Genomic DNA, 18,408 nt, shown 5'->3' with positions numbered 1-18,408 from the left:
CCGGGCCTGCTCGGCCTGCTCGGCCTGCTCGGCCTGCCTGCCCGGCTCTGCTGCCGGGCGACCTGCGGTCTAGCTCTCGGTCGGCGGGACGGCCTCGCCCGGGGTGGCTCCCCCCGGGGTGCCGGGAGCGCTGCCGGAAGCGCTGCCGGGAGCGCTGCCGGGAGCGCTGCCCGGGGTGGCGCCGGCGGCGGCAGCGGCCGCGGCGGCGGCCGCGGCGGCGGCGTTCTCGGCCGCCTCGCGGGCCAGCCGGGCGGCCTGGGTGATGGAGGTGGCGAGGTTGACCAGGTGACCGATGCGGGCCAGCTCGGAGTCGAGGAACTCCGGGCCGCCGCGACGGCCCACCACGTAGAGCTCCTCGCCCACCGGGACCCCGCAGAGCACGAGGTTCTCGTCGGCTGACTCGAGCCGGGTGGGGTGCTCGATGTCGGCCCACTCCACGCTGTCCGGGGCGGCCTCGGTGTGGTCGACGATGACGGCGCCGTCGGGTGCCTTGCGCAGCCGCACGCCCCAGTCGACCCGGAACGACATCGGGATCAGCCCGAGCAGGCGGTGGTGGGCCTCCTCGGGGTGGGCGGTGATCTCCTCGACCACCTCGAGGTCGAGGAAGAGGTTGCCGCCGGCGGCGTACCGGTTGATCCAGATCACCCGCACGCCGTCGAGCTGGCTGCACGCGGAGACGATCGAGTCGGGCATCGTGCCCGGCACGATCTCGAGCAGGACGTCGTCGACCGCGGTGCCGTGGCTGGTCTTCTCCACGATCTCGATGGCCTCGATGTCGCCGCCGGCCTCACCGATCGCGGTCGCCACCCGACCCAGCGACCCGGGGACGTCGGGCAGCTCCACGCGCAGCAGGAAGGGCATCGATGGGGCTCCAGGTCTCGGACGGTCTCGGGTCTCGCTCGGGCGCGCCGGTCCGTCCACCGAGGCGGTGACCGGGGCCGACGCCTAGGACACTAACGAAGACGTGTGTCCTCCGGGTTTCCGGTCCGCCGCGACGCCCCTGCGGCGGACCGGCAGCGGCCCGCGGCTGGACGCCCGGCTCAGGGCTCGCGCAGCCGGTCGGCCAGCCCGGTCGCCCGCTGGGCGCGGCGGGTCACGGCCGCCCGCACCTCGGCCTCGGAGCCGACCACCCGCACCCGCTCCCGGGCCCGGGTGACGGCGGTGTAGAAGAGCTCGCGGGTCAGCAGCCGGGAGTCCTCCGGCGGCAGCAGCACCGTCACCTCGTCGGCCTGGCTGCCCTGGCTCTTGTGGATGGTCATCGCGTGCATGGTCTCCACGTCGCCGAGCCGGGAGGGGGCGAAGTCGCGGGGACCGACCCCGGAGTCGATGACCACGCGGGGGCCGGCCTCGGTGGCGACCACCACGCCGGTGTCGCCGTTGTGGACGCCGAGGGAGTAGTCGTTGGCCGTGACCAGCAGGGGCCGGCCGAGGTAGGAGGTCTCATACAGCGGATCCTGGGTCTCGGCGGTGATCCACTGCTCGACCCGGCGGTTCCAGTGGCGGACGCCGTAGGGGCCGTCGCGGTGGGCGCAGAGCAGCCGGTGCCGGTCCAGGGCTCGCAACGCGCGGGCGGCGTCCCCGGCCTCCGCCGCGTCGCGGACCGCGAGGGCGGTGCCGAGGGCGGCCCCGCGGATGCGCGCGGACGGGTCCGCGTCGGGGACCCACTCGACCTGGGGGTGCCCGGCGGCGAGCACCTCGAGGGCGTGGTCGGCGTCCCCGGTACGCAGCGCCTCGGCGAGCTCGCCGATCTCGGCCCCGAACCGGTGGACGGTGCGCAGCGAGGCGACCGGGGAGTCCTGGCGGCCCTCGAAGCCGCGGACCAGGTCGCTGAGCACCGCCCCGGCGTCGACGGAGGAGAGCTGGAAGGGGTCGCCGACCAGCACCAGGCGGGCGTCCGGGCGCACCGCCTCGAGCAGCCTGGCCATCATCGTCAGCGAGACCATCGAGGCCTCGTCGACCACCACCACGTCGTGGGGCAGCCGGTTGCCGCGGTGGTGCCGGAAGCGGGTGCTGTTGCCGGGGTCGCGCCGCAGCAGGCGGTGCAGCGTGGAGGCCTGGACCCCCGTCAGCTTGGCCCGGTCGGCGGCCGAGAAGCGGTCGGCGGAGTCGTGGACCGCCTGCTGCAGCCGGGCCGCGGCCTTGCCCGTGGGTGCGGCCAGCGCCACCCGCAGCGTCTGCCCGCGGCCGGTGGCCTGGTCGTGCAGGGCGACGAGCAGCCCGGCGACCGCGGTGGTCTTGCCGGTGCCCGGGCCACCGGTGATCACCGAGGTCCACCGCTGCGCCGCGCGCAGGCAGGCGTCGCGCTGCTCGGCGTAGCCGGGCCCGGGCAGCACCCGCGCCAGGGTGGCCTCCACCAGCTCCTCGTCGAGGCGGGGGGCGCCCTGCGCCCGGGCCCGCAGGTCGTCGAGGACCTGGGTCTCCTGCTCGTGGTACCGGTCGAGGTAGAGGAGCCCGCGCTCCCAGCGGAGCACCCCCTGGACCACCAGGGGGCTGGCGGCCAGCGCCCGCTCCCAGGCCGTGGTCTCCGGCCAGGGCAGCACGTCGCGCAGCGGCAGGTCGGCGGTGGCGGCCAGGTCGAGGCAGACCGACCCGGAGCGGACCGCCCGGTTGGTCAGCGCCACCGCCAGCAGCACCATCGGGTCGTGCTCGCCGCCGAGCTCGCCGAGGGCGCGCGCGACGTGCACGTCGCCCGAGGTCAGCAACCCGGCGGTGTTGAAGGTGGCCAGCAGCCCGTCGGCGCCGAGCGCCAGGCGGGCGTCGTGGGCGTCGAGGGGCTCGAAGACGTCGCTCATCGGGGCCGCCTCTCGTCCGCGGGGTGGTCGGGGTGCTCCCCGTCGAGCAGCGCCGAGAGCTCCTCGACCAACGGCACCGGGGGCCGCCACGCGAAGACCCCGCACGGCGACCCGTCGACCACCGGCGTCCCGGGCCCGCACATGCCGCGCAGGTAGAGGTAGAGCACCCCGCCCAGGTGCTGGTCGGGGTCGTAGCCGGGCAGCCGCCAGCGCAGGTAGCGGTGGAGGACCACGGTGTAGAGCAGCGCCTGCAGCGGGTAGTCGGAGTGGCTCATCGCCTCGGCCAGCACCGAGGGCCGGTAGGAGTGGGCGGTCAGCGGGGCGGAGACGTCGCCGAGCCAGTTCGTCTTGTAGTCCACCGTCACGTAGCGGGTGGTCCCGTCGACCGGCACCCGCAGCACCACGTCGATGGAGCCGGTCAGGTAGCCGCGGAGCACCTGGTCGGAGAGGGCCGAGTCGTCCTCGAGGGTCTGCGCGTAGCCCAGCAGCGGGTCGCCCGAGGGGAGGTGTCGGCGCAGCAGGGGGGCCAGGTCGCCGAGGCGTACCGGGCGGTCCCCGCGGGCGGTCCCGCCCGGCTCGTGCTCGTCGCCGCCGACGAGGGGGAGCTCGAAGTCGAGCTCGGCGAGCCGGTCGCGCAGGGGCAGGTTCATCCACGTCGCGCCGCCGGCCAGCGGGCCCAGCGGGCTGGCGCAGACCGTGACCAGGGCGTCGGCCAGCGCCTCGGCCTCGACCTCGACCGGCCACCAGACGCGGTGCTCCTCGACGAGCTCGAGCAGGTGGGCGCGGAAGTCCGGGGCGGCCGGGTCGGCGTGCTCGAGCACCGCGTGCACCAGCGAGCCGAAGGTGGCGCCCATCGGCAGGTCGGCCATCGGGGACGGGACCGCGGCCAGCTCGGGGTGGTCGGGCTCGACCGCGAGGATCCCCAGCTCGGCATGGTCGCCCATCTCCGGCACCTCCTCGGGCTCCGAGAGCGCCCCGGCTCCGGCGCCCTCCGCGCCGGCGGAGGCGGTGGCCGCCGCGGAGAGCGCGGAGTAGGAGGTGCGGCGCCAGTCGGTGTCGACCCGGCGGGTGAAGACGCGGGCCGCCAGCCGGTCGCGCGAGGGCCGGATCGGGGTGGGGTCGGGCGCCTCGTTGGCGGCCAGCTCGGGCTGGAAGCCGCCGGCGTCGCGCCAGTGCCCGAAGATCTCGACCGCCCGGGCGTCGTCGACCAGCGCCTGCTCGTCCGGGACGGCCCCGCCGCCGGGGCGGCGGCCGAAGAGCATCCGGTGCAGGGCGGAGCCGGAGGTGTTGCGCTGGGTCGGCGCATACCAGGCGACGACCTGCGACTTCGCCCGGGTGAGGGTGACGTAGAGCAGGCGCAGCGACTCCCCGGCGTCCTCCCGCCAGTGCCGCGCCACCGCCTCGGCGCGGTGCGGCCCCGGACCGCCCACGTCGCGGCAGCGCTGGTCGGCCGCGTCGTGGAAGAGCGGGACGTCGGGGTCGGAGCCGGTCCAGCGGTTCCACAGGGTGGGGGCGTAGACGACCGGGTACTCCAGCCCCTTGCTGCCGTGGATGGTGACCAGCTGGACCGCGGCGGCGTCGGAGTCCAGGCGCCGGGTGCGCTCGGAGGCCACCTCGAGCTTCTCGTCGGCGACCTGGCTGCGCAGCCAGGCGACCAGGCCGACCGGGCCGAGCCGCTGCTCGACGGCGACCCGGTGCAGCGCCTCCCCGATGTGACGGACGTCGGTGAGCAGACGCTCGCCGCCCAGCCGGGCGAGGACGCGCTCGGTCAGCCCGTCGAGGACGGCGCACTCCAGCACGGCGGCGACCCCCCGGTCGGCGAGCACCTCGGAGAGGACGCGGACCTGGTCGGAGAGCTCGTCGGTGAGCCGGTCGGAGGCCTCGGTGCTCCCGGCGTCCAGCTCGGCGGCAGAACGGCCCACGAAGCAGGTCAGGGCGGCGGCCCGGACCCGCTCGGTGCGGTGCGGCTGCTCCAGCGCTTCGAGGAAGGTGAGCCACTCCGTGGCGGCGGGGGTGTGGAAGACCGAGCCGCCGGCGTTGACCACCGCGGGGACACCCACGTCGGCCAGCGCCCGGTGGGCGGCCTGGAGGTCGGCCCGGCGGGCCGCGAGGACGGCCACGTCGCCCGGCACCAGGGGGCGGCCGTCCCAGGTGGCGCCGCTGGTCAGCAGCTTCTTGATGTCGCGCGCCATGTCGGTGATGACGTGGTCGCGCCAGCGGTCGACCGGCGGCTTGGCCCGGGGCCCGAGACCGAGCTCCTCGCGGCGCACCAGGCGCATCCGGAAGGGGGCGCCCGCTCCGACCAGCCGCGACTCCTGGTGGTGGGCCGCCACCGGGTGGACGACGATGCTGGGGTCGCCCAGCTCGGCGCCCTCCAGGACGGCGTGCAGCGACTCCAGCAGCGGCCGGTCGGCCCGCCAGTTGGTGCCGAGGGTCTGTCGGGTGGTGGCCCGCTCGGCGGCGTGCAGGTAGGTGGCGACGTCGCCGCCACGGAAGGCGTAGATCGCCTGCTTGGGGTCGCCGATCAGCACCAGCGTGCAGGCGCCGTCGAAGGCGCGCTCGAAGACCTGCCACTGCACCGGGTCGGTGTCCTGGAACTCGTCGATCAGCGCGACCTTCCAGCGTTGCTGCATCCGCCGGCGGGCCGGCGAGCCGGGCGCCGCCAGGGCGTCGGCGAGCTGGCCGAGCAGGTCGTCGTAGCTGAGGATGCCGAGCCGGCGCTTGCGCCGGTCGACCTCGGCGAGCACGTCGCAGGCGAACCGGACCCGGGCCGCGGCCTCGGAGTCGGGCGCCTCCTCGAGGGCGGCGGTGGGCTCGACCCGCGCCCGAGGGTCGCCGACCACGGCGCGGGCGATGCGGCGGGCCACGTCGTGGCCCCACGGCGGGTGGGCCTGGCCGGCGAACCGGGCCAGGTAGAGGTCGTCGACGACCTCGTCGGTGAGCAGCTCGAGGTCCTCGACCAGGACGGCGTCGCGGTCGGTGTCGCCGGCCACGCCGAGACTGCGCAGCACGAGCTGGCAGAACTGGTGGATGGTCGCGATGGTGGCGGCGTCGAAGTCGACCAGGGCCGCGGTGACCCGGGCCAGCCGGGCGGCGCGGTCGGCGTCGCCGGCGTCGAGCAGCCAGGCGTGCAGCTGGTTGCCCTCCCGGGCGCAGGCCGGGTCGGCCAGCACCGCGACCGCCTCGTCGAGCTGGGCGCGGACCCGCTCGCGCAGCTCCTGGCTGGCGGCCCGGGTGAAGGTCACCACGAGCAGCTCGTCGAGGCCGGCGACCCCCTCGGCGACGTAGCGGGTGACCAGCGCGGCGATGGTCCAGGTCTTGCCGGTGCCGGCGCTGGCCTCGAGCAGGGTGGTGCCGCTCGGCAGCGGACCGGTGATGTCGAACGGGGTGGGGTGCTCCATCAGATCCCCCTGACCAGCTCGTGGCCGCCGAAGACCAGCGGACCCCAGACCCGCCAGGCGTAGTGGCCCAGCCGGTGGTCCGGGGGCGGGTCGCCGCCCTCGCCCTCGCCCCGGCCACCGCCACCGGCCGCGGCCGTCTCCTCGTCGGGGCGCAGCGGCGCGGCCAGCTGCTCGTAGGGGGCCTGCTCGCCGAAGGCGCGGACGTGCCAGCGGTCGGCGTCCTCCTTGGGGAAGCCGTTGTCGCTGAAGCGGGGGGTCTCCCACTCGCGGCGGCCCTTGGCGTCGGGGTCGGCGTCGCGGCCCCGGAGCACGTGCACCCGCTCCTCCGCCCAGGCCAGGGAGGTCCGGGGCGGCACCGGCAGGGGCTCGCGGAGGCCGCGCTCGTAGACGTCGACCAGGTCGCGCAGCCACCGCCGGGCGTCGGGCTCGGGCAGCGGGCCGATCTGTGCCACCTTGCCGCTGCTGCGGTACTTGCCGATCGTGTGGGTGGTCCAGTTCTCGTCGGGGTGCCCGGCGGCCAGCGCCAGGGCGTCGAGCCAGGAGGCGATCCGCTGCTTGGCGCCGAGGTTGGAGTAGCCGACCCGCACCACGTTGTTGCCGAAGATGTCGGAGACGGTGCCGGTGACCCGGCGGTCGCCAAGGTCGATGTCGACGTCGAGGGTGCGCGGCGTGCCGGTGCGCAGCGACAGGGCCTTCTCCACCAGCGGCCTCACCTTGCCGACCACCTCGGTGAGCACCCCGGCGCCGAGGTCGCGCGGGGGGAGCAGGCCGCGCAGCTGCTCGGCCACCATCGCCGACTGCGGGTCGGCGCCGGCGAGCACGTCGTGGACCAGCCGGTTGCCGACGTCCCACTGCTCCAGCGCGTCGAGGGTGATCGGGATCGCGTCCTTGGCCTCGTCGGCCTCGTACGGGGTGGTGATCCGAAGCCGGTTGACGAAGAACCCCTTGACCGGGTGGCGCAGGAACTCCTGCAGCTCGGCCAGGGAGACCTCGGGGGTGGGGTCGCCGGGAGGCAGGGGCTCGGGGACAAGGTCGCGGACGACCGGCTCCGGCGACCGCGCGGCCAGGGCCCCGGCCAGCGCGGAGCGGTCGAAGGTGAACGGCTCGTCGCCGACCAGGCCGCCCGGCACCAGGTTGGTCTCGTCGAAGGGCTGGAGCGGGTGGTGGATCAGCACCCGGTCGCGGACCGGCTCGGCGGCGGTGCGGTCGAGGGCGTCCAGCAGCTCGCCGAGCGGCACGGCGGGGGGACGCTCGGCGCCGGTGTGCTCGCCGCGCCCGGTGTAGGTGACCACCAGCGTCTCGCCGGCCGCGCCGATGGCGTCGAGCAGGAGCTGGCGGTCCTCGGAGCGGACGTCGCGCTCCCCGGTCAGCGGACGCCGGGCCAGCACGTCGTCGCCGTCGACCGTCGAGACCCGGGGGAAGACGCCGTCGTCGAGCCCGACCAGGCAGACCACCCGGTGCGGGACGGAGCGCATCGGCACCATCGTGCAGACGGTGAGCGTGCCGGTGCGGAAGTTGGAGCGGGTGGGGCGGCCGCGCAGCCGGTGGGCCAGCAGCGACCGGACGTCGGCGTGCCGCAGCCGGGTGTCGTCGCCGTCGCCCGCGCTGGCCGCGATGCGGGCCAGCTCGCGGTCGAGCTGGGCGAGCTGCCAGGCGTCGTCGGCGGAGGTCGCGGTCAGGGAGTGGACGCCGTCGCCGAGGGCCGAGGTCCACTCCCCGGCGGTGGTGGCCACCCGGGCGCGATCCACGAAGGCGTGCAGGCGCTCCACCAGCTCGGTGAACCGGCCGACCAGGTCGAGGTCGCCGTCGCCCACGTCGTCGAGCGGGAGGGTGCCGCCGACCTGGCGGTGGCCCAGCCCCGACACGGCCGCGCCGAGCAGCACCCGGCGCAGCCCCGAGCGCCAGGTGTTGGCGTCGAGGTCGAGGCCGAAGTCGCCCCGGTGGCCGGCGTCGAGGCCCCAGCGGATCCCGGCCTGCCGCACCCAGGTCGCGATCCGCTCCAGGTGGTCGTCACCGAAGCCGAAGCGGGTGCGCACCGGCTCGGTCGCGGCGAGGTCGAGCACCTGGGTGGCCGTGAGCCGGCCGTGGGCCAGCTCGACCAGGGTGGCCGCGACGGCGAGCAGCGGGTTGGTGGCGCCCGGGGACCGGTCGGCGAGCCGGACCCGGAGCTGGTGGGCCGGGTGGCCGGAGCGCGGACCGGCGACGTCGGCGAGGCCGAAGCCCGCGGAGACCAGCGGGGCATAGCTCTCGATGTCGGGGCACATCACGAGGATGTCGCGCGGCTCCAGGGTGGGGTCGTCCTGGAGCAGGCCGACCAGCACCTCGCGGAGCACGTCGACCTGCCGGGCCTGCCCGTGGGCGGCGTGCACCTGGACCGACCGGTCGCCGGGGGCGAGCCGGCGGGCGCCCCGGCGCGCCGCGTCCGGCGCCCGGTTGGCGCGGAGGTCGTCCTGCAGCCAGCCGAGCAGCGTCGGCGGGGTCGGCGGCTCCGGCGGGGCGGGCGGCTCGAGGACGGCGGTCTCGGCGGCCACGTCGAGGGTGCGGCGCAGCTCGCGGGAGTCGCGGCCCAGGGACGCGAGCAGGGGGTGGCCGACCAGGGCCACGGAGTCGTCCTCGGCCCGCGGCACCGGCCCGAGCGTCGAGGCCCCCGCGGCCAGGTCGTCCCAGAGGGCCGCCGAGACCTGCGGCAGCCACAGGTGCACCTCGCGGGTGGCGGCGAGGGCGGCCAGCAGCTCGACCTCGGTGACCGGCAGCCGGGTGTGGCCGAAGAGGGAGAGCCGGGTGGGGAGCTCCAGGCTCGGGTCGTCGGCGCGGAGCCGCTCCAGGGTCCGGGCGTGCCGCTCGTCGGGCGCCGGCAGCCCGACGTGGACCACCAGCCGCCGCCACAGCTCGGCCTGCCAGAGCAGGTCGTCGTCGAGCGGGGTCGTCGTCCCGTCGGTGTCGCGCCCGGCCCGCCAGTCGGTGAGCAGCTGTGGTCGCTGCACGGCGTAGGAGGCGAAGAGGGAGGCGAGCCGGTGGGCCACCGAGAAGCGCCGGGCTCGCCGCAGCTCGTCGCCGTCGTGGTGGCCCAGGTGGGCCGAGAGCGCCTCGAACCCCGGCTCGCCGAGCGACGCGTCGATCACCTCGAGCAGCGGCCAGACCAGCTGGTCGGGCGCCCACGGGTCGTCCCGCTCCCGACCGAGCAGCAGCGCGACGAGCGAGGAGGGGGCCAGGAAGCGGACGCCGGCGCAGACGCCGTCGCCGCGGGAGCCGGCACCGAGCCGGTGGGAGAGCCGCTGGGTGAGCCAGCGCTCCATCCCCTTGACCGGGACGACCACGACCTCCTGCTCGAACGGGTCGGGCAGCGGCGTGCTCAGCAGGCCGCCCAGCTCGTCGGCGAGCTGGGCGGTGCTGGTCGCACGGTGCAGGTGGAGTGGCACGCGCCGAGCATGCCACGCAGCACCGACACCCGGCCGCCAGGTGCGGTCCCGGGTCGGGCGGGTTCCCGGGTCAGTCCCGCGAACGGCGCGAGAGGGTCAGGGTGAGCCCACCGCTGGCCCCGTGCCCGAGCTTGACCAGCAGCGCGTAGGGCTCGCGGTACAGCAGCGATCCCGTCGCGACCGGCGCGGCCGCGCTGACGAAGGTGTAGCCGCCGGGACAGTCGCGGTAGCACGGCCCGCTGAGCGCCGCGGACCACTCGCTGCCGGTGACGGTGACGTCGCTGGCCGCGAGCCGGATCGACGCGGGCCCGTCCGCCGGCACCCGGGCGGAGAACCACTGGCCGGGGTCGGCCGACTCGAAGCGGACGGGTGGTCCCCCGAGCACCAGGTCGGGTGCCTCGAGGATGGAGCGGATGCGCAAGGTGCGGTCCTGGGGCGCCGCGTCCCGGTCGGTCGCCACCACCAGCCGGTGGGTGCCGCCGGCGCGGGCCGGGACGGCGGGCGCGGGACGCAGCCAGGTGGCGGAGCCCTGTCGCCACCACTCCTCCTCGGAGTCGAGGAAGGTGCTCACGCCTGCGGGCAGCGCCACGGTGAGGACGTGTTCCCGACCGCGTCCGGCGGGCAGGGTCACCGGCGGCCCGTCGAGCTCGACGACGTGGGTGGACGCGCTCCGGGCGTCGACCCAGGCGCGGGTGGGGGAGGTGAGTCCGATCCGCGTGCCGCGCCGGACCACGGGGTCGTCCTCACCGAGCTCGTCCCAGACGGCGACGGGCTGCCCGTGCTCGAACGAGGCGCCCTCCCAGCCGTACCAGCGCAGCTCGTCCCCGACGAGCAGGTCGCCGGTCCGGATCGCCCGGCCGCGGGCGTCGCGGCCGGTGAGCTTCACCCGGCCGGTGCGCGGCACGTCGACCCAGGCGACGTCGAGGTAGCCCTGCTGGGGCTTGCCGAGCCGGACCGCGGCGCCGTCCACCGGGACCTCCCGGCCCCGCAGCTTGGTCAGCTGGAGCCGTGTCGGGTCGGCGCAGGCTCCGCGGAACCCGATCGTCGCCCGGCCGGTCGACCGCACCCGGAAGACGTGGCGGAGATTCTCCCGCCGCGTGCCGCGACGGTCGGCCAGGGTCAGGTGCCCCCGGCAGGTGACCCCGACGCGCAGCGTGACCTCGTCGCCGCGACGCGCCCGGAAGGTGATCTCACCGGGCTGCCGGGCTGCCACGCGCAGGGGGCCTTCGCCGTAGGCGCGGACGGCGCGCTTCACCGGCGGGGCGGCCGCCGGCGCCCCGACAGGGGCCTGGGCCGCCCGGCTCGCCGCCCCTTCAGGCAGGGTCCCCTCCGCCAGGGTGCCGCCCGCCAGGGCGGCACCGGACGGCAGCAGTCCTGCCGCCAAGGACAGGACGACGGTGGCGACGGCTCGTCGCATGGCTCCCCCACCCGCGCGGACGGCCCGGCGCCGTCAGGTGCTCCGGACTCTAGTGCGCCCCGGACTCCGCCGGGAGGCCGTCCGGATCAGGTGTCCTCGCCCGGATCGGGCCCCGAGTCCTCGACGTCACCGGCCAGCTGACCGGGATCGGCGTCGGCGAGGTTGCGCTGCTCCTCGGGATCCTCCTCGAGGCCGGCGGGCACGTCGTCCAAGGGGAGCTCCGCGGCAGGGGGCAGGTCGCTCTCCTCGAGGTCGGTGGCCTCCGGGACGAACCGCTCCCCGTCGGGGTCGGTCGGGATCTCGGTCATCAGGTCTCCTCTCGCCACGCCGCGGCGCGCGGGTCGATGGTCTGGGCTGGGTGGTCTGGGCTGGGTGGTCTGCGCTGGGTGGTCGGCCTCAGTGGTCGCGCAGGGCCTCGATCAGCTCGTCCTTCGTCATCGACGACCGGCCCTCGATGCCGAGCTCGCCGGCCCGCGCGCGCAGGTCCTCGTAGAGTTCGGGTCCTTGACGCTGGGTCCGGGCCCCTTGCCCCGGTCCTTGGCGGCCATCGGGTCTCCTCTCCGAGTCAGCGGACGACGAACCAGACGATCGCCATCGCGATCATGCCGAGGAAGATGAGTCCGAACAGGGCCATCACCAGGAACGGCCGTCCGGACTGCTGGGTCGGATCGATCTGGTCCGGGTCCTCACCATGCGTGCTCATGGGCGTTCCGTACCCGGCTCCGGTCGGGTCATGCCCTGCTGACGTCCTGCTGACGAGCGGGTCACGCGCCCGTGCGGCGGCGCAGCTCGGGCAGCACCTCGGCGCCGTACTGGGTGATCATCTCCCGGTAGTGACGGCCCATGTTGCTGACGTAGAGCTCCTCGAAGCCCGCCTCGATGGCCGGCTGGAGGGTGTCGAGGTGCTTCTCCAGGTCGGGGCCGCAGGCGACCTTCTCGGCCGTCGACTCCTTGGTGACCAGCTCGGAGACCTGCTCGAAGTGCTTCGGCGAGGGCAGCACCTGGGCGAGCTCGCCGGGGACCCCGGAGTTGGCCCACAGCCGGTGTGCCTCGTCGACGCCCTGCTCCTCGGTGGGCGCCCAGCAGACCTTCATCCCGATCTGGGCGGGCTTGCCGCCGGACCCCTCGCGGAACCGGCCCAGCAGCTCGGTGTCGGGGGTGGTGGTGATGTAGCCGTCGCCGATCCGGGCGGCCAGGTCGGTGGCCTTGGGGCCGAAGCCGGAGACGTAGATCGGCGGCGGGGCGTCGGGCAGGGTGTAGATCCGGGCGCTGTCGCAGGTGAAGTGCTTGCCGTAGTGGGTGACCACCTCGCCCGTCCACAGCTCGCGGATCAGCCCGATCGCCTCCTCGAGCCGCTCGAGCCGGACGTCGGCGCTGGGCCACGGCTCGCCGTGGATGTGCTCGTTGAGCGCCTCGCCCGAGCCCACCCCGAAGGTGAACCGGCCTTCCAGCATCACCGCGCTGGTGGCGGCGGCCTGGGCGAGCACGACCGGCGAGATCCGGTACGACGGGCAGGTCACCGCGGTGGTCACCGGCAGCGAGGTGGCCTGGCTGATCGCCCCGATCAGCGACCAGACGAACGGGCTCTGCCCCTGCTCGTCGTTCCACGGGTGGAAGTGGTCACTGATCCACAGGGCGTCGAAGCCGGCCTCCTCGGCCAGCACGGCCTGCTCGACCAGCTCGGCGGGGGTGAACTCCTCGGTGGACAGGAAGTATCCGAAGCGCATGGGCGCGCCGTACCCATCGGGTCCCCGAAGGAAAACCACTCGACTGCGCGTGGCGGTCCCGCGGTCCGCCAACTGGTGGGTTGGTGTCGCTCCCGACCACGCAGCCGGCATCTTCCCACCAGTTGTGCGCGAGCCGGCCACTACGTTGGCCGCATGCTGATCGCACTCCAGGGCCACGCCCCCGTCGTCCCCGACTCCGCCTGGGTGGCGCCCACCGCCACCCTGGTCGGACGGGTCCATCTCGCCGAGGGTGCCTCGGTCTTCTACGGCGCCGTGCTGCGCGCCGACAACGAGCCGATCACCATCGGCCCGCGCTCCAACGTGCAGGACAACTGCGTCTTCCACGTCGACCGGGGCAAGCCCCTCACCCTCGGCGAGGGCGTCTCGGTGGGTCACGGCGCCGTGATCCACGGCGCCACCATCGGCGACCACGTGCTCGTCGGGATGGCGGCGTGCGTGATGAACGACGCGGTGATCGGGGACGAGGTGCTGATCGCCGCCGGCGCGGTGGTCACCGAGGGCATGGTGGTGCCTGCGCGCACGCTGGTCGCCGGAGTGCCGGCCAAGGTACGTCGCGAGCTGACCGACGAGGAGGTCGAGCGGCTGCACCACAACGCCGCGATCTACGAGGAGCACCGCGAGCTGCACCGCGCGGGGACCCCCGTGGGCACCGGCGGCACCGGCGGCACGGACTAGGAGGCCGCGGTCGCCCGCCGGGCCCGGGACCTGGCCCGAGGCGCTGGCGGCCCGGGGCCGCGCCTCCTACCGTGGAGGGCATGCGGTCGGTGGCCTGCCTCCTCGACGCGCGCGACCCTGAGCGGCTCGCGCGGTTCTGGGCGCCGCTGCTGGGCCGGGACGCGGTCCCGGAGCCCGGCGGTGTGCTCCTGCTGCCCGGCCCGGACGCCGAGCTCGACCTGGGGCTGGCGCCGACGGGTCCGCGCCCGCCGGGGCCGGCCCACGCACACCTCCACCTGACGTGTGGCACCTGCGAGGAGCAGGACGAGCTGGTGGGCGCCGCGCTCTCTCTCGGAGCGACCCGGCTGGATCTCGGTCAGCGCCCCGAGGAGGGCCACGTCGTGCTGGCCGACCCGGACGGGAACCACCTGTGCGTGCTCGAGCCGGACAACGCGTTCACCCGCGGCAGCGGTCTGCTGGGCGAGCTCACCTGCGAGGGCAGCCGGGAGGCCGGCTTCTTCTGGAGCGCGGCGCTGGGCTGGCCGCTGGTCTGGGACCAGGGTCCGCAGACGGCGGTCCAGCCCCCGTCGGGCGGCACCGTGGTCTCCTGGGACGAGCCGTCGCCGGCGCCCGGTGCCGGCCGTGGCCGGCACCGCCTCCGGGTCCCGCCCGACCCCGGAGGGACGGACGCGACGTTGGCGCGGCTGCTGGCGCTCGGTGCCGTCCGGCTGGGCACGCTGCACGACGGGACGCACGAGCTCGCCGATCCCGACGGCACCGTCTTCTGCGTGGCGGCCGACTAGCGCCGGGTGCCGAGGGAGGCGGCCACCGCGTCGGCGTACGCCACGTAGCCGGCGGCGTTCGGGTGGAAGGCGCCCGGGTCGGTGAGCCCGAGGATCCACGGGTCGGCCGCGTTCGCGCCGTGCCCGACGAACCGTCCGGTCACGTCGACGAACGCGAAGCCGTGGCGCCGGGCGGCGGCACGGATAGTCGAGTTCAGCAGGTCCGCGCCCTCGTTGAGCTGCGCCTGCTCGGCGGGGGAGGCGCGGAGGTAGTCGCCGGCCTCGGGGGAGAAGAGCCGCGGGTAGCCGGTGACCACGACCACCGAGAGCGGCGCCCGGCGACGCACCTTGCGGTAGACGCCGTCCAGCAGCCCAGGGAGCTCGTCGCTGATCCGGGTGCGGATCTGGTCCTGGGTGGCGGTGCACGCCTCGTCGGTGCCGAGCAGGCAGTCGCGGACGGCCAGGCTCCAGCCGATGTCGTTGCCGCCGATGCTCAGGGTCACCAGCCGGGTGTGCAGGTCGAGGGCGTCGAGCTGGCTGGGCTCGACCCCGCCCGGCGCCCCCTCGAGCAGGGTGGTCGTCGTCGCACCGGCACACGCCACGAAGTCGTCGAGCGCGAAGCGGAACCACCACCACCGCAGGCCGTCGAGCAGTCCGGCGTAGGAGGAGGACTCCGATCGTCCGCAGGTCGCCGAGTACGGCGGGACGCCGTAGCCCGCGCCGTAGGAGTCGCCGAGGGCGTCGTAGTCGAGCGAGAAGGCGCCTGGCCGGGGCGGCTCGGGAGCGGCGGTGGAGGACGCCGGGAGCAGGACGGCGAGCAGCGTGGTCAGGAGCGCGACGAGTGCGGTCGCGACAGCGACCCGCGAGGTACGACGGACGGTCATGCTTGACGGTAGGACCCGGGCCGGGCCGCTGGAAAGGGTGGACGAGGTCGGATCCCACGGACGCCCCTCATTTGTCAGCGGCGCACGAGCGGTGGTGGGATCAGCGCATGGCGGAGCAGACCATCGGCGTGGTGGGCGGCGGCATCGTGGGGCTGGCGGTCGCGCGGGAGCTGACCCGTCGCTTCCCGGGCGCGCGGGTGACGGTGCTGGAGAAGGAGGACCGGCTGGGCGCGCACCAGACCGGCCACAACTCCGGGGTGGTGCACGCCGGCATCTACTACCGGCCGGGCAGCCTCAAGGCTGAGCTGTGCACCCGGGGCCGGCTACTGCTGCGCGAGTACACCGCCGAGCGGGGCCTGCCCTACCAGGAGTGCGGCAAGCTCGTGGTCGCCGTCGACCGCTCCGAGCTGGCCCGGTTCGACGCGCTGGAACGGACCGCCCGGGAGAACGGCGTCCCCGGGCTGCGTCGGGTGGAGGCGGCCGGGATCACCGACATCGAGCCGCACGCCGCGGGCCTGGTCGCCCTGCACTCCCCGGCCACCGCGATCACCGACTACGTGGCGGTCGCGCAGGCGTACGGCGAGGACGTGGTCCAGGCGGGTGGACAGGTGCTGCTCTCCACCACGGTGACCGGGATCCGGCGCGGGACCGGCGGGATCGAGGTCGCCACGGAGCAGGGCCGGCACCGGTTCGACCGGGTGGTGGTCTGCGCGGGTCTGCACGCCGACCGCGTCTCCCGGATGGCCGACGGCGTCGACGGCCCCCGGATCGTCCCGTTCCGCGGGGAGTACATGGAGGTCGCCCCCGCCAAGCGGGAGCTGGTCCGCGGCATGATCTACCCGGTGCCCGACCCCCGCTACCCGTTCCTGGGGGTGCACTTCACCCGGCGGGTGACCGGCACGCTGGAGGTCGGGCCGAACGCCGTCCTCGGGCTGGCCCGCGAGGGCTACGGCCGCGGTGAGCTCGACCTCGCCGACGTCCGGGCGATGGCGTCCTGGCCCGGCACCTGGCGGATGGCCTCGCAGCACTGGCGCACCGGGCTCAAGGAGGTGCGGGGCAGCCTCTCGGTGCGCGCCTACATGCGGGCGGCGAGCCGGTACGTGCCGGAGATCGGCGCGGCCGACGTGGTCCGCGGCAAGGCGGGGGTCCGGGCCCAGGCGGTCGACCGCGACGGCTCCCTGGTGGAGGACTTCCGCATCGGCCACGAGGACGGGGTGACCACGGTCCGCAACGCCCCCTCGCCGGCGGCGACCTCGAGCCTGGCGATCGCCGAGCACGTGGTGGACCGGATCATTCGGCAGGCTTGAGCGCGCAGGACGCGGCCCGACGCGCTGAGGTCCAGACGCCGGACCAGTCCCAGTGGGGTCCCTCGCGGACGGTCCGGTAGCCCTTGAGCGAGGCCCAGTCGGGCGTCCCGGACTGGCCGCCTCTAGTCCTCGGGCGGCTAGTTGAGCGGCCGCGTCGACTCCGGCACCCCACCGCCGCGGTGCACGTCCTCGACCAGCTCCTGCAGGGCGGTCAGGGCCACCCGCTGCGACATCGGGCCGTAGGAGACCCGGGCCACGCCCAGCTCCTCGAGCCGCCTCAGCGGCGGCACGCCGGGCAGGCCGATCAGGGTCAGGCGCTGCGGGCCGAAGGCCTCGACCAGGGTGGCGACCTCGGACTCGTCGAGGACGCCCGGCACGAAGACGACCGGGGCGCCGGCCTCCAGGTAGGCGCGGCCGCGCTCCACCGCGTCGGCCAGCACCCGGCCCCGGTCGCGGTCCTTGCCGAGCACGAAGGCGTCGGTGCGGGCGTTGAGGACGAAGTCGGGGACCCCCTCGGCGCGGGCGGCCTCCATCACCTGCTCGACCACCCGGACCGCCTCGTCGAGCGGCTTCATCTGGTCCTCGATGTTGGCGCCCACCACGCCGACGCCGATCGCCCGGCGCACGGTGTCGCCCGCGTCGCCGTACCCGGCCTCCAGGTCGGCGCTGACCGGCAGGGAGGTGGCCTCCACGATCCGGGCGACCTCGCCCAGCATCTCGTCGACCGGGATGCGCTCGCCGTCCTCGTAGCCGCGAGACGCGGCGATCGAGTGGCTGGCGGTGGCCAGCGCGACGGTGCCCTCGGTCCCGGCGACCACCTTGGCGGAGATCACGTCCCAGACGTTGACCACGGTGAGCAGCCGCGGGGCGGTGTGCAGCCGGAGCAGCTCGCCGGCCCGGGCGCTGATCTCGGGCAGCGCGGTCACGGTCGGCCCAGGATCAGGCAGGCGGCGGCCCGTCGGATCCGCCAGGGAAGGACGGGGACGGTCTCGGTGAGCCGGTTGATCACGGGTGGTGCCTCTCTGTGGTGCTGCGTGTGCGTGGTGCTGCGTGCTCAGGGCGCGCCGAGGAAGCTCGGCGGCGCAGGTCGTACCCCTCCCCGTGGCCGGCGAAACCCCGGCTCCGGCATGAACGACCGCCCGTCGGGAACAGGACCCCCGTCCCACCACGAGACCCAGGAGGAACAGATGACGCACCGCGCCCGACAGCAGGAGGTCGCCGAGGCGTTGGGGGTGGTCCCGGAGATCGACCCGGCGGCGGAGGCCGAGCGGCGGATCGCCTTCCTCGCCGACTACCTCACCGGGTCCGGCGCCTCGGGCTACGTGCTGGGCATCTCCGGCGGCGTCGACTCCACCGTCGCCGGCAAGCTGGCCCAGCTGGCCTGCGGGCGGGCGGGCGGGCGCTTCACCGCGATGCGCCTGCCGCACGGCACCCAGGCCGACGAGGACGACGCCCGTGCCGCCCTCGACTTCATCGCGCCGCACGAGGTGCTGACCGTCGACGTCAAGCCCGCCGTGGAGCCGCTGCACGCCGCCACCACCCCGAGCGGCGGCTACGCCGACCGCGGGCAGGCCGACTTCGTGAAGGGCAACATCAAGGCCAGGCTGCGGATGACGGCCCAGTACGCCGTGGCCGGACGGCTGGGTGCGCTGGTGATCGGCACCGACCAGGCCGCGGAGGCGGTGATGGGCTTCTTCACCAAGCACGGCGACGGGGCCGCCGACGTCACCCCGCTGGCCGGCCTCACCAAGGGCCAGGTGAAGGAGATCGGCAGCCACCTCGGCGCGCCGGACCAGCTGGTCCAGAAGGTGCCGACCGCCGACCTGGAGGAGGACCGTCCCGCGCTGCCCGACGAGACGGCCTACGGCGTGACCTACGCAGAGATCGACACCTACCTGACCGGCGGCGACGTCTCCGAGGAGGCGCGGCGCGTCATCGAGTCCGCCTACGACCGGACCGCCCACAAGCGTGCCCTGCCGGCGGCGCCGGTCGAGCTGGGCTGAG

General features: G+C 75.3%; 15 protein-coding genes. 4 read left to right on the top strand and 11 right to left on the bottom strand.

Going from position 1 to position 18,408, the window contains the following annotated elements; all coding sequences use genetic code 11:
• Positions 1-69: 69 nt before the first annotated feature.
• From AC4BG9_RS08470 to AC4BG9_RS08430, 9 genes are all read right to left on the bottom strand, one after another.
• Complete coding sequence (locus AC4BG9_RS08470) at positions 70-861, bottom strand: ACT domain-containing protein (RefSeq protein ID WP_490570637.1); 792 nt, start codon at positions 859-861, stop codon at positions 70-72.
• 179 nt (positions 862-1,040) lie between these two features.
• Positions 1,041-2,792: an exodeoxyribonuclease V subunit alpha gene (gene recD / locus AC4BG9_RS08465; RefSeq protein ID WP_490570636.1), complete on the bottom strand. Its 1,752-nt coding sequence runs from the start codon at positions 2,790-2,792 to the stop codon at positions 1,041-1,043.
• Entirely contained in the window at positions 2,789-6,193 is a 3,405-nt protein-coding gene (locus AC4BG9_RS08460; RefSeq protein ID WP_490570635.1) for a UvrD-helicase domain-containing protein, read from the bottom strand. Before AC4BG9_RS08460 ends, recD begins: the two co-directional genes overlap by 4 nt.
• Positions 6,193-9,612 carry an exodeoxyribonuclease V subunit gamma gene (recC, locus tag AC4BG9_RS08455; RefSeq protein WP_490570634.1) on the bottom strand — a complete coding sequence of 1,140 codons (3,420 nt, stop codon included), beginning with the start codon at positions 9,610-9,612 and terminating at the stop codon, positions 6,193-6,195. The genes AC4BG9_RS08460 and recC overlap by 1 nt, the downstream gene beginning before the upstream one ends.
• A gap of 70 nt (positions 9,613-9,682) precedes the next feature.
• A complete protein-coding gene (locus tag AC4BG9_RS08450; protein ID WP_490570633.1) occupies positions 9,683-11,029 on the bottom strand; it encodes a hypothetical protein in 1,347 nt (448 codons plus the stop codon).
• Positions 11,030-11,115: 86 nt separating this feature from the next.
• Positions 11,116-11,337 carry a hypothetical protein gene (locus tag AC4BG9_RS08445; protein WP_490570632.1) on the bottom strand — a complete coding sequence of 74 codons (222 nt, stop codon included), beginning with the start codon at positions 11,335-11,337 and terminating at the stop codon, positions 11,116-11,118.
• 88 nt (positions 11,338-11,425) lie between these two features.
• Entirely contained in the window at positions 11,426-11,512 is an 87-nt protein-coding gene (locus tag AC4BG9_RS08440; RefSeq protein WP_490570663.1) for a Rho termination factor N-terminal domain-containing protein, read from the bottom strand.
• Positions 11,513-11,594: 82 nt separating this feature from the next.
• Entirely contained in the window at positions 11,595-11,732 is a 138-nt protein-coding gene (locus AC4BG9_RS08435) for a hypothetical protein (RefSeq protein WP_490570631.1), read from the bottom strand.
• A gap of 61 nt (positions 11,733-11,793) precedes the next feature.
• The gene (locus AC4BG9_RS08430) at positions 11,794-12,756 is read right to left on the bottom strand and encodes a TIGR03557 family F420-dependent LLM class oxidoreductase (protein WP_490570630.1); all 963 of its coding nucleotides are present in this window, start codon (positions 12,754-12,756) and stop codon (positions 11,794-11,796) included.
• Positions 12,757-12,909: 153 nt separating this feature from the next.
• Here AC4BG9_RS08430 and AC4BG9_RS08425 point away from each other — a divergent pair, with 153 nt between their 5' ends.
• On the top strand, positions 12,910-13,452 hold the full coding sequence (locus AC4BG9_RS08425; protein WP_490570629.1) for a gamma carbonic anhydrase family protein: 543 nt from the start codon (positions 12,910-12,912) through the stop codon (positions 13,450-13,452).
• Positions 13,453-13,532: 80 nt separating this feature from the next.
• Positions 13,533-14,234: a VOC family protein gene (locus tag AC4BG9_RS08420; RefSeq protein WP_490570628.1), complete on the top strand. Its 702-nt coding sequence runs from the start codon at positions 13,533-13,535 to the stop codon at positions 14,232-14,234.
• Here the strand turns inward: AC4BG9_RS08420 and AC4BG9_RS08415 are convergent.
• Positions 14,231-15,097 (bottom strand): SGNH/GDSL hydrolase family protein, encoded by an 867-nt coding sequence (locus AC4BG9_RS08415; RefSeq protein ID WP_490570627.1) that lies wholly within the window; start codon positions 15,095-15,097, stop codon positions 14,231-14,233. The two genes, AC4BG9_RS08420 and AC4BG9_RS08415, sit on opposite strands and share 4 nt — an antisense overlap.
• Positions 15,098-15,204: 107 nt before the next feature.
• Here AC4BG9_RS08415 and lhgO point away from each other — a divergent pair, with 107 nt between their 5' ends.
• Positions 15,205-16,404, top strand: a complete 1,200-nt coding sequence (gene lhgO / locus AC4BG9_RS08410; protein WP_490570626.1) for an L-2-hydroxyglutarate oxidase — start codon at positions 15,205-15,207, stop codon at positions 16,402-16,404.
• Between the two features lie 137 nt (positions 16,405-16,541).
• Here the strand turns inward: lhgO and AC4BG9_RS08405 are convergent, their stop codons facing one another.
• The gene (locus tag AC4BG9_RS08405; protein WP_490570625.1) at positions 16,542-17,330 is read right to left on the bottom strand and encodes an isocitrate lyase/PEP mutase family protein; all 789 of its coding nucleotides are present in this window, start codon (positions 17,328-17,330) and stop codon (positions 16,542-16,544) included.
• Positions 17,331-17,591: 261 nt separating this feature from the next.
• On the opposite strand from AC4BG9_RS08405, the gene nadE reads away from it, so the two are divergent.
• Positions 17,592-18,407 carry an NAD(+) synthase gene (gene nadE, locus AC4BG9_RS08400; RefSeq protein ID WP_490570624.1) on the top strand — a complete coding sequence of 272 codons (816 nt, stop codon included), beginning with the start codon at positions 17,592-17,594 and terminating at the stop codon, positions 18,405-18,407.
• The last annotated feature ends 1 nt before the right edge of the window (position 18,408 follow it).

It is taken from the genome of Nocardioides sp. Z40_12 (assembly GCF_058215795.1).
Note: the sequence above shows the minus strand (reverse complement) of the source record. Positions and strands in the feature narration are given on the sequence as shown.

Excerpts from the sequence above, each read along its gene's own strand:
- AC4BG9_RS08470 (WP_490570637.1), bottom strand. The coding sequence starts at position 861 with ATGCCCTTCCTGCTGCGCGTGGAGCTGCCCGACGTCCCCGGGTCGCTG.
- AC4BG9_RS08450 (WP_490570633.1), bottom strand. The coding sequence starts at position 11,029 with ATGCGACGAGCCGTCGCCACCGTCGTCCTGTCCTTGGCGGCAGGACTG.
- AC4BG9_RS08430 (WP_490570630.1), bottom strand. The coding sequence starts at position 12,756 with ATGCGCTTCGGATACTTCCTGTCCACCGAGGAGTTCACCCCCGCCGAG.
- nadE (WP_490570624.1), top strand. The coding sequence starts at position 17,592 with ATGACGCACCGCGCCCGACAGCAGGAGGTCGCCGAGGCGTTGGGGGTG.
- AC4BG9_RS08415 (WP_490570627.1), bottom strand. The coding sequence starts at position 15,097 with ATGACCGTCCGTCGTACCTCGCGGGTCGCTGTCGCGACCGCACTCGTC.
- AC4BG9_RS08425 (WP_490570629.1), top strand. The coding sequence starts at position 12,910 with ATGCTGATCGCACTCCAGGGCCACGCCCCCGTCGTCCCCGACTCCGCC.
- AC4BG9_RS08445 (WP_490570632.1), bottom strand. The coding sequence starts at position 11,337 with ATGACCGAGATCCCGACCGACCCCGACGGGGAGCGGTTCGTCCCGGAG.
- AC4BG9_RS08420 (WP_490570628.1), top strand. The coding sequence starts at position 13,533 with ATGCGGTCGGTGGCCTGCCTCCTCGACGCGCGCGACCCTGAGCGGCTC.
- AC4BG9_RS08460 (WP_490570635.1), bottom strand. The coding sequence starts at position 6,193 with ATGGAGCACCCCACCCCGTTCGACATCACCGGTCCGCTGCCGAGCGGC.
- recD (WP_490570636.1), bottom strand. The coding sequence starts at position 2,792 with ATGAGCGACGTCTTCGAGCCCCTCGACGCCCACGACGCCCGCCTGGCG.
- AC4BG9_RS08435 (WP_490570631.1), bottom strand. The coding sequence starts at position 11,732 with ATGAGCACGCATGGTGAGGACCCGGACCAGATCGATCCGACCCAGCAG.
- lhgO (WP_490570626.1), top strand. The coding sequence starts at position 15,205 with ATGGCGGAGCAGACCATCGGCGTGGTGGGCGGCGGCATCGTGGGGCTG.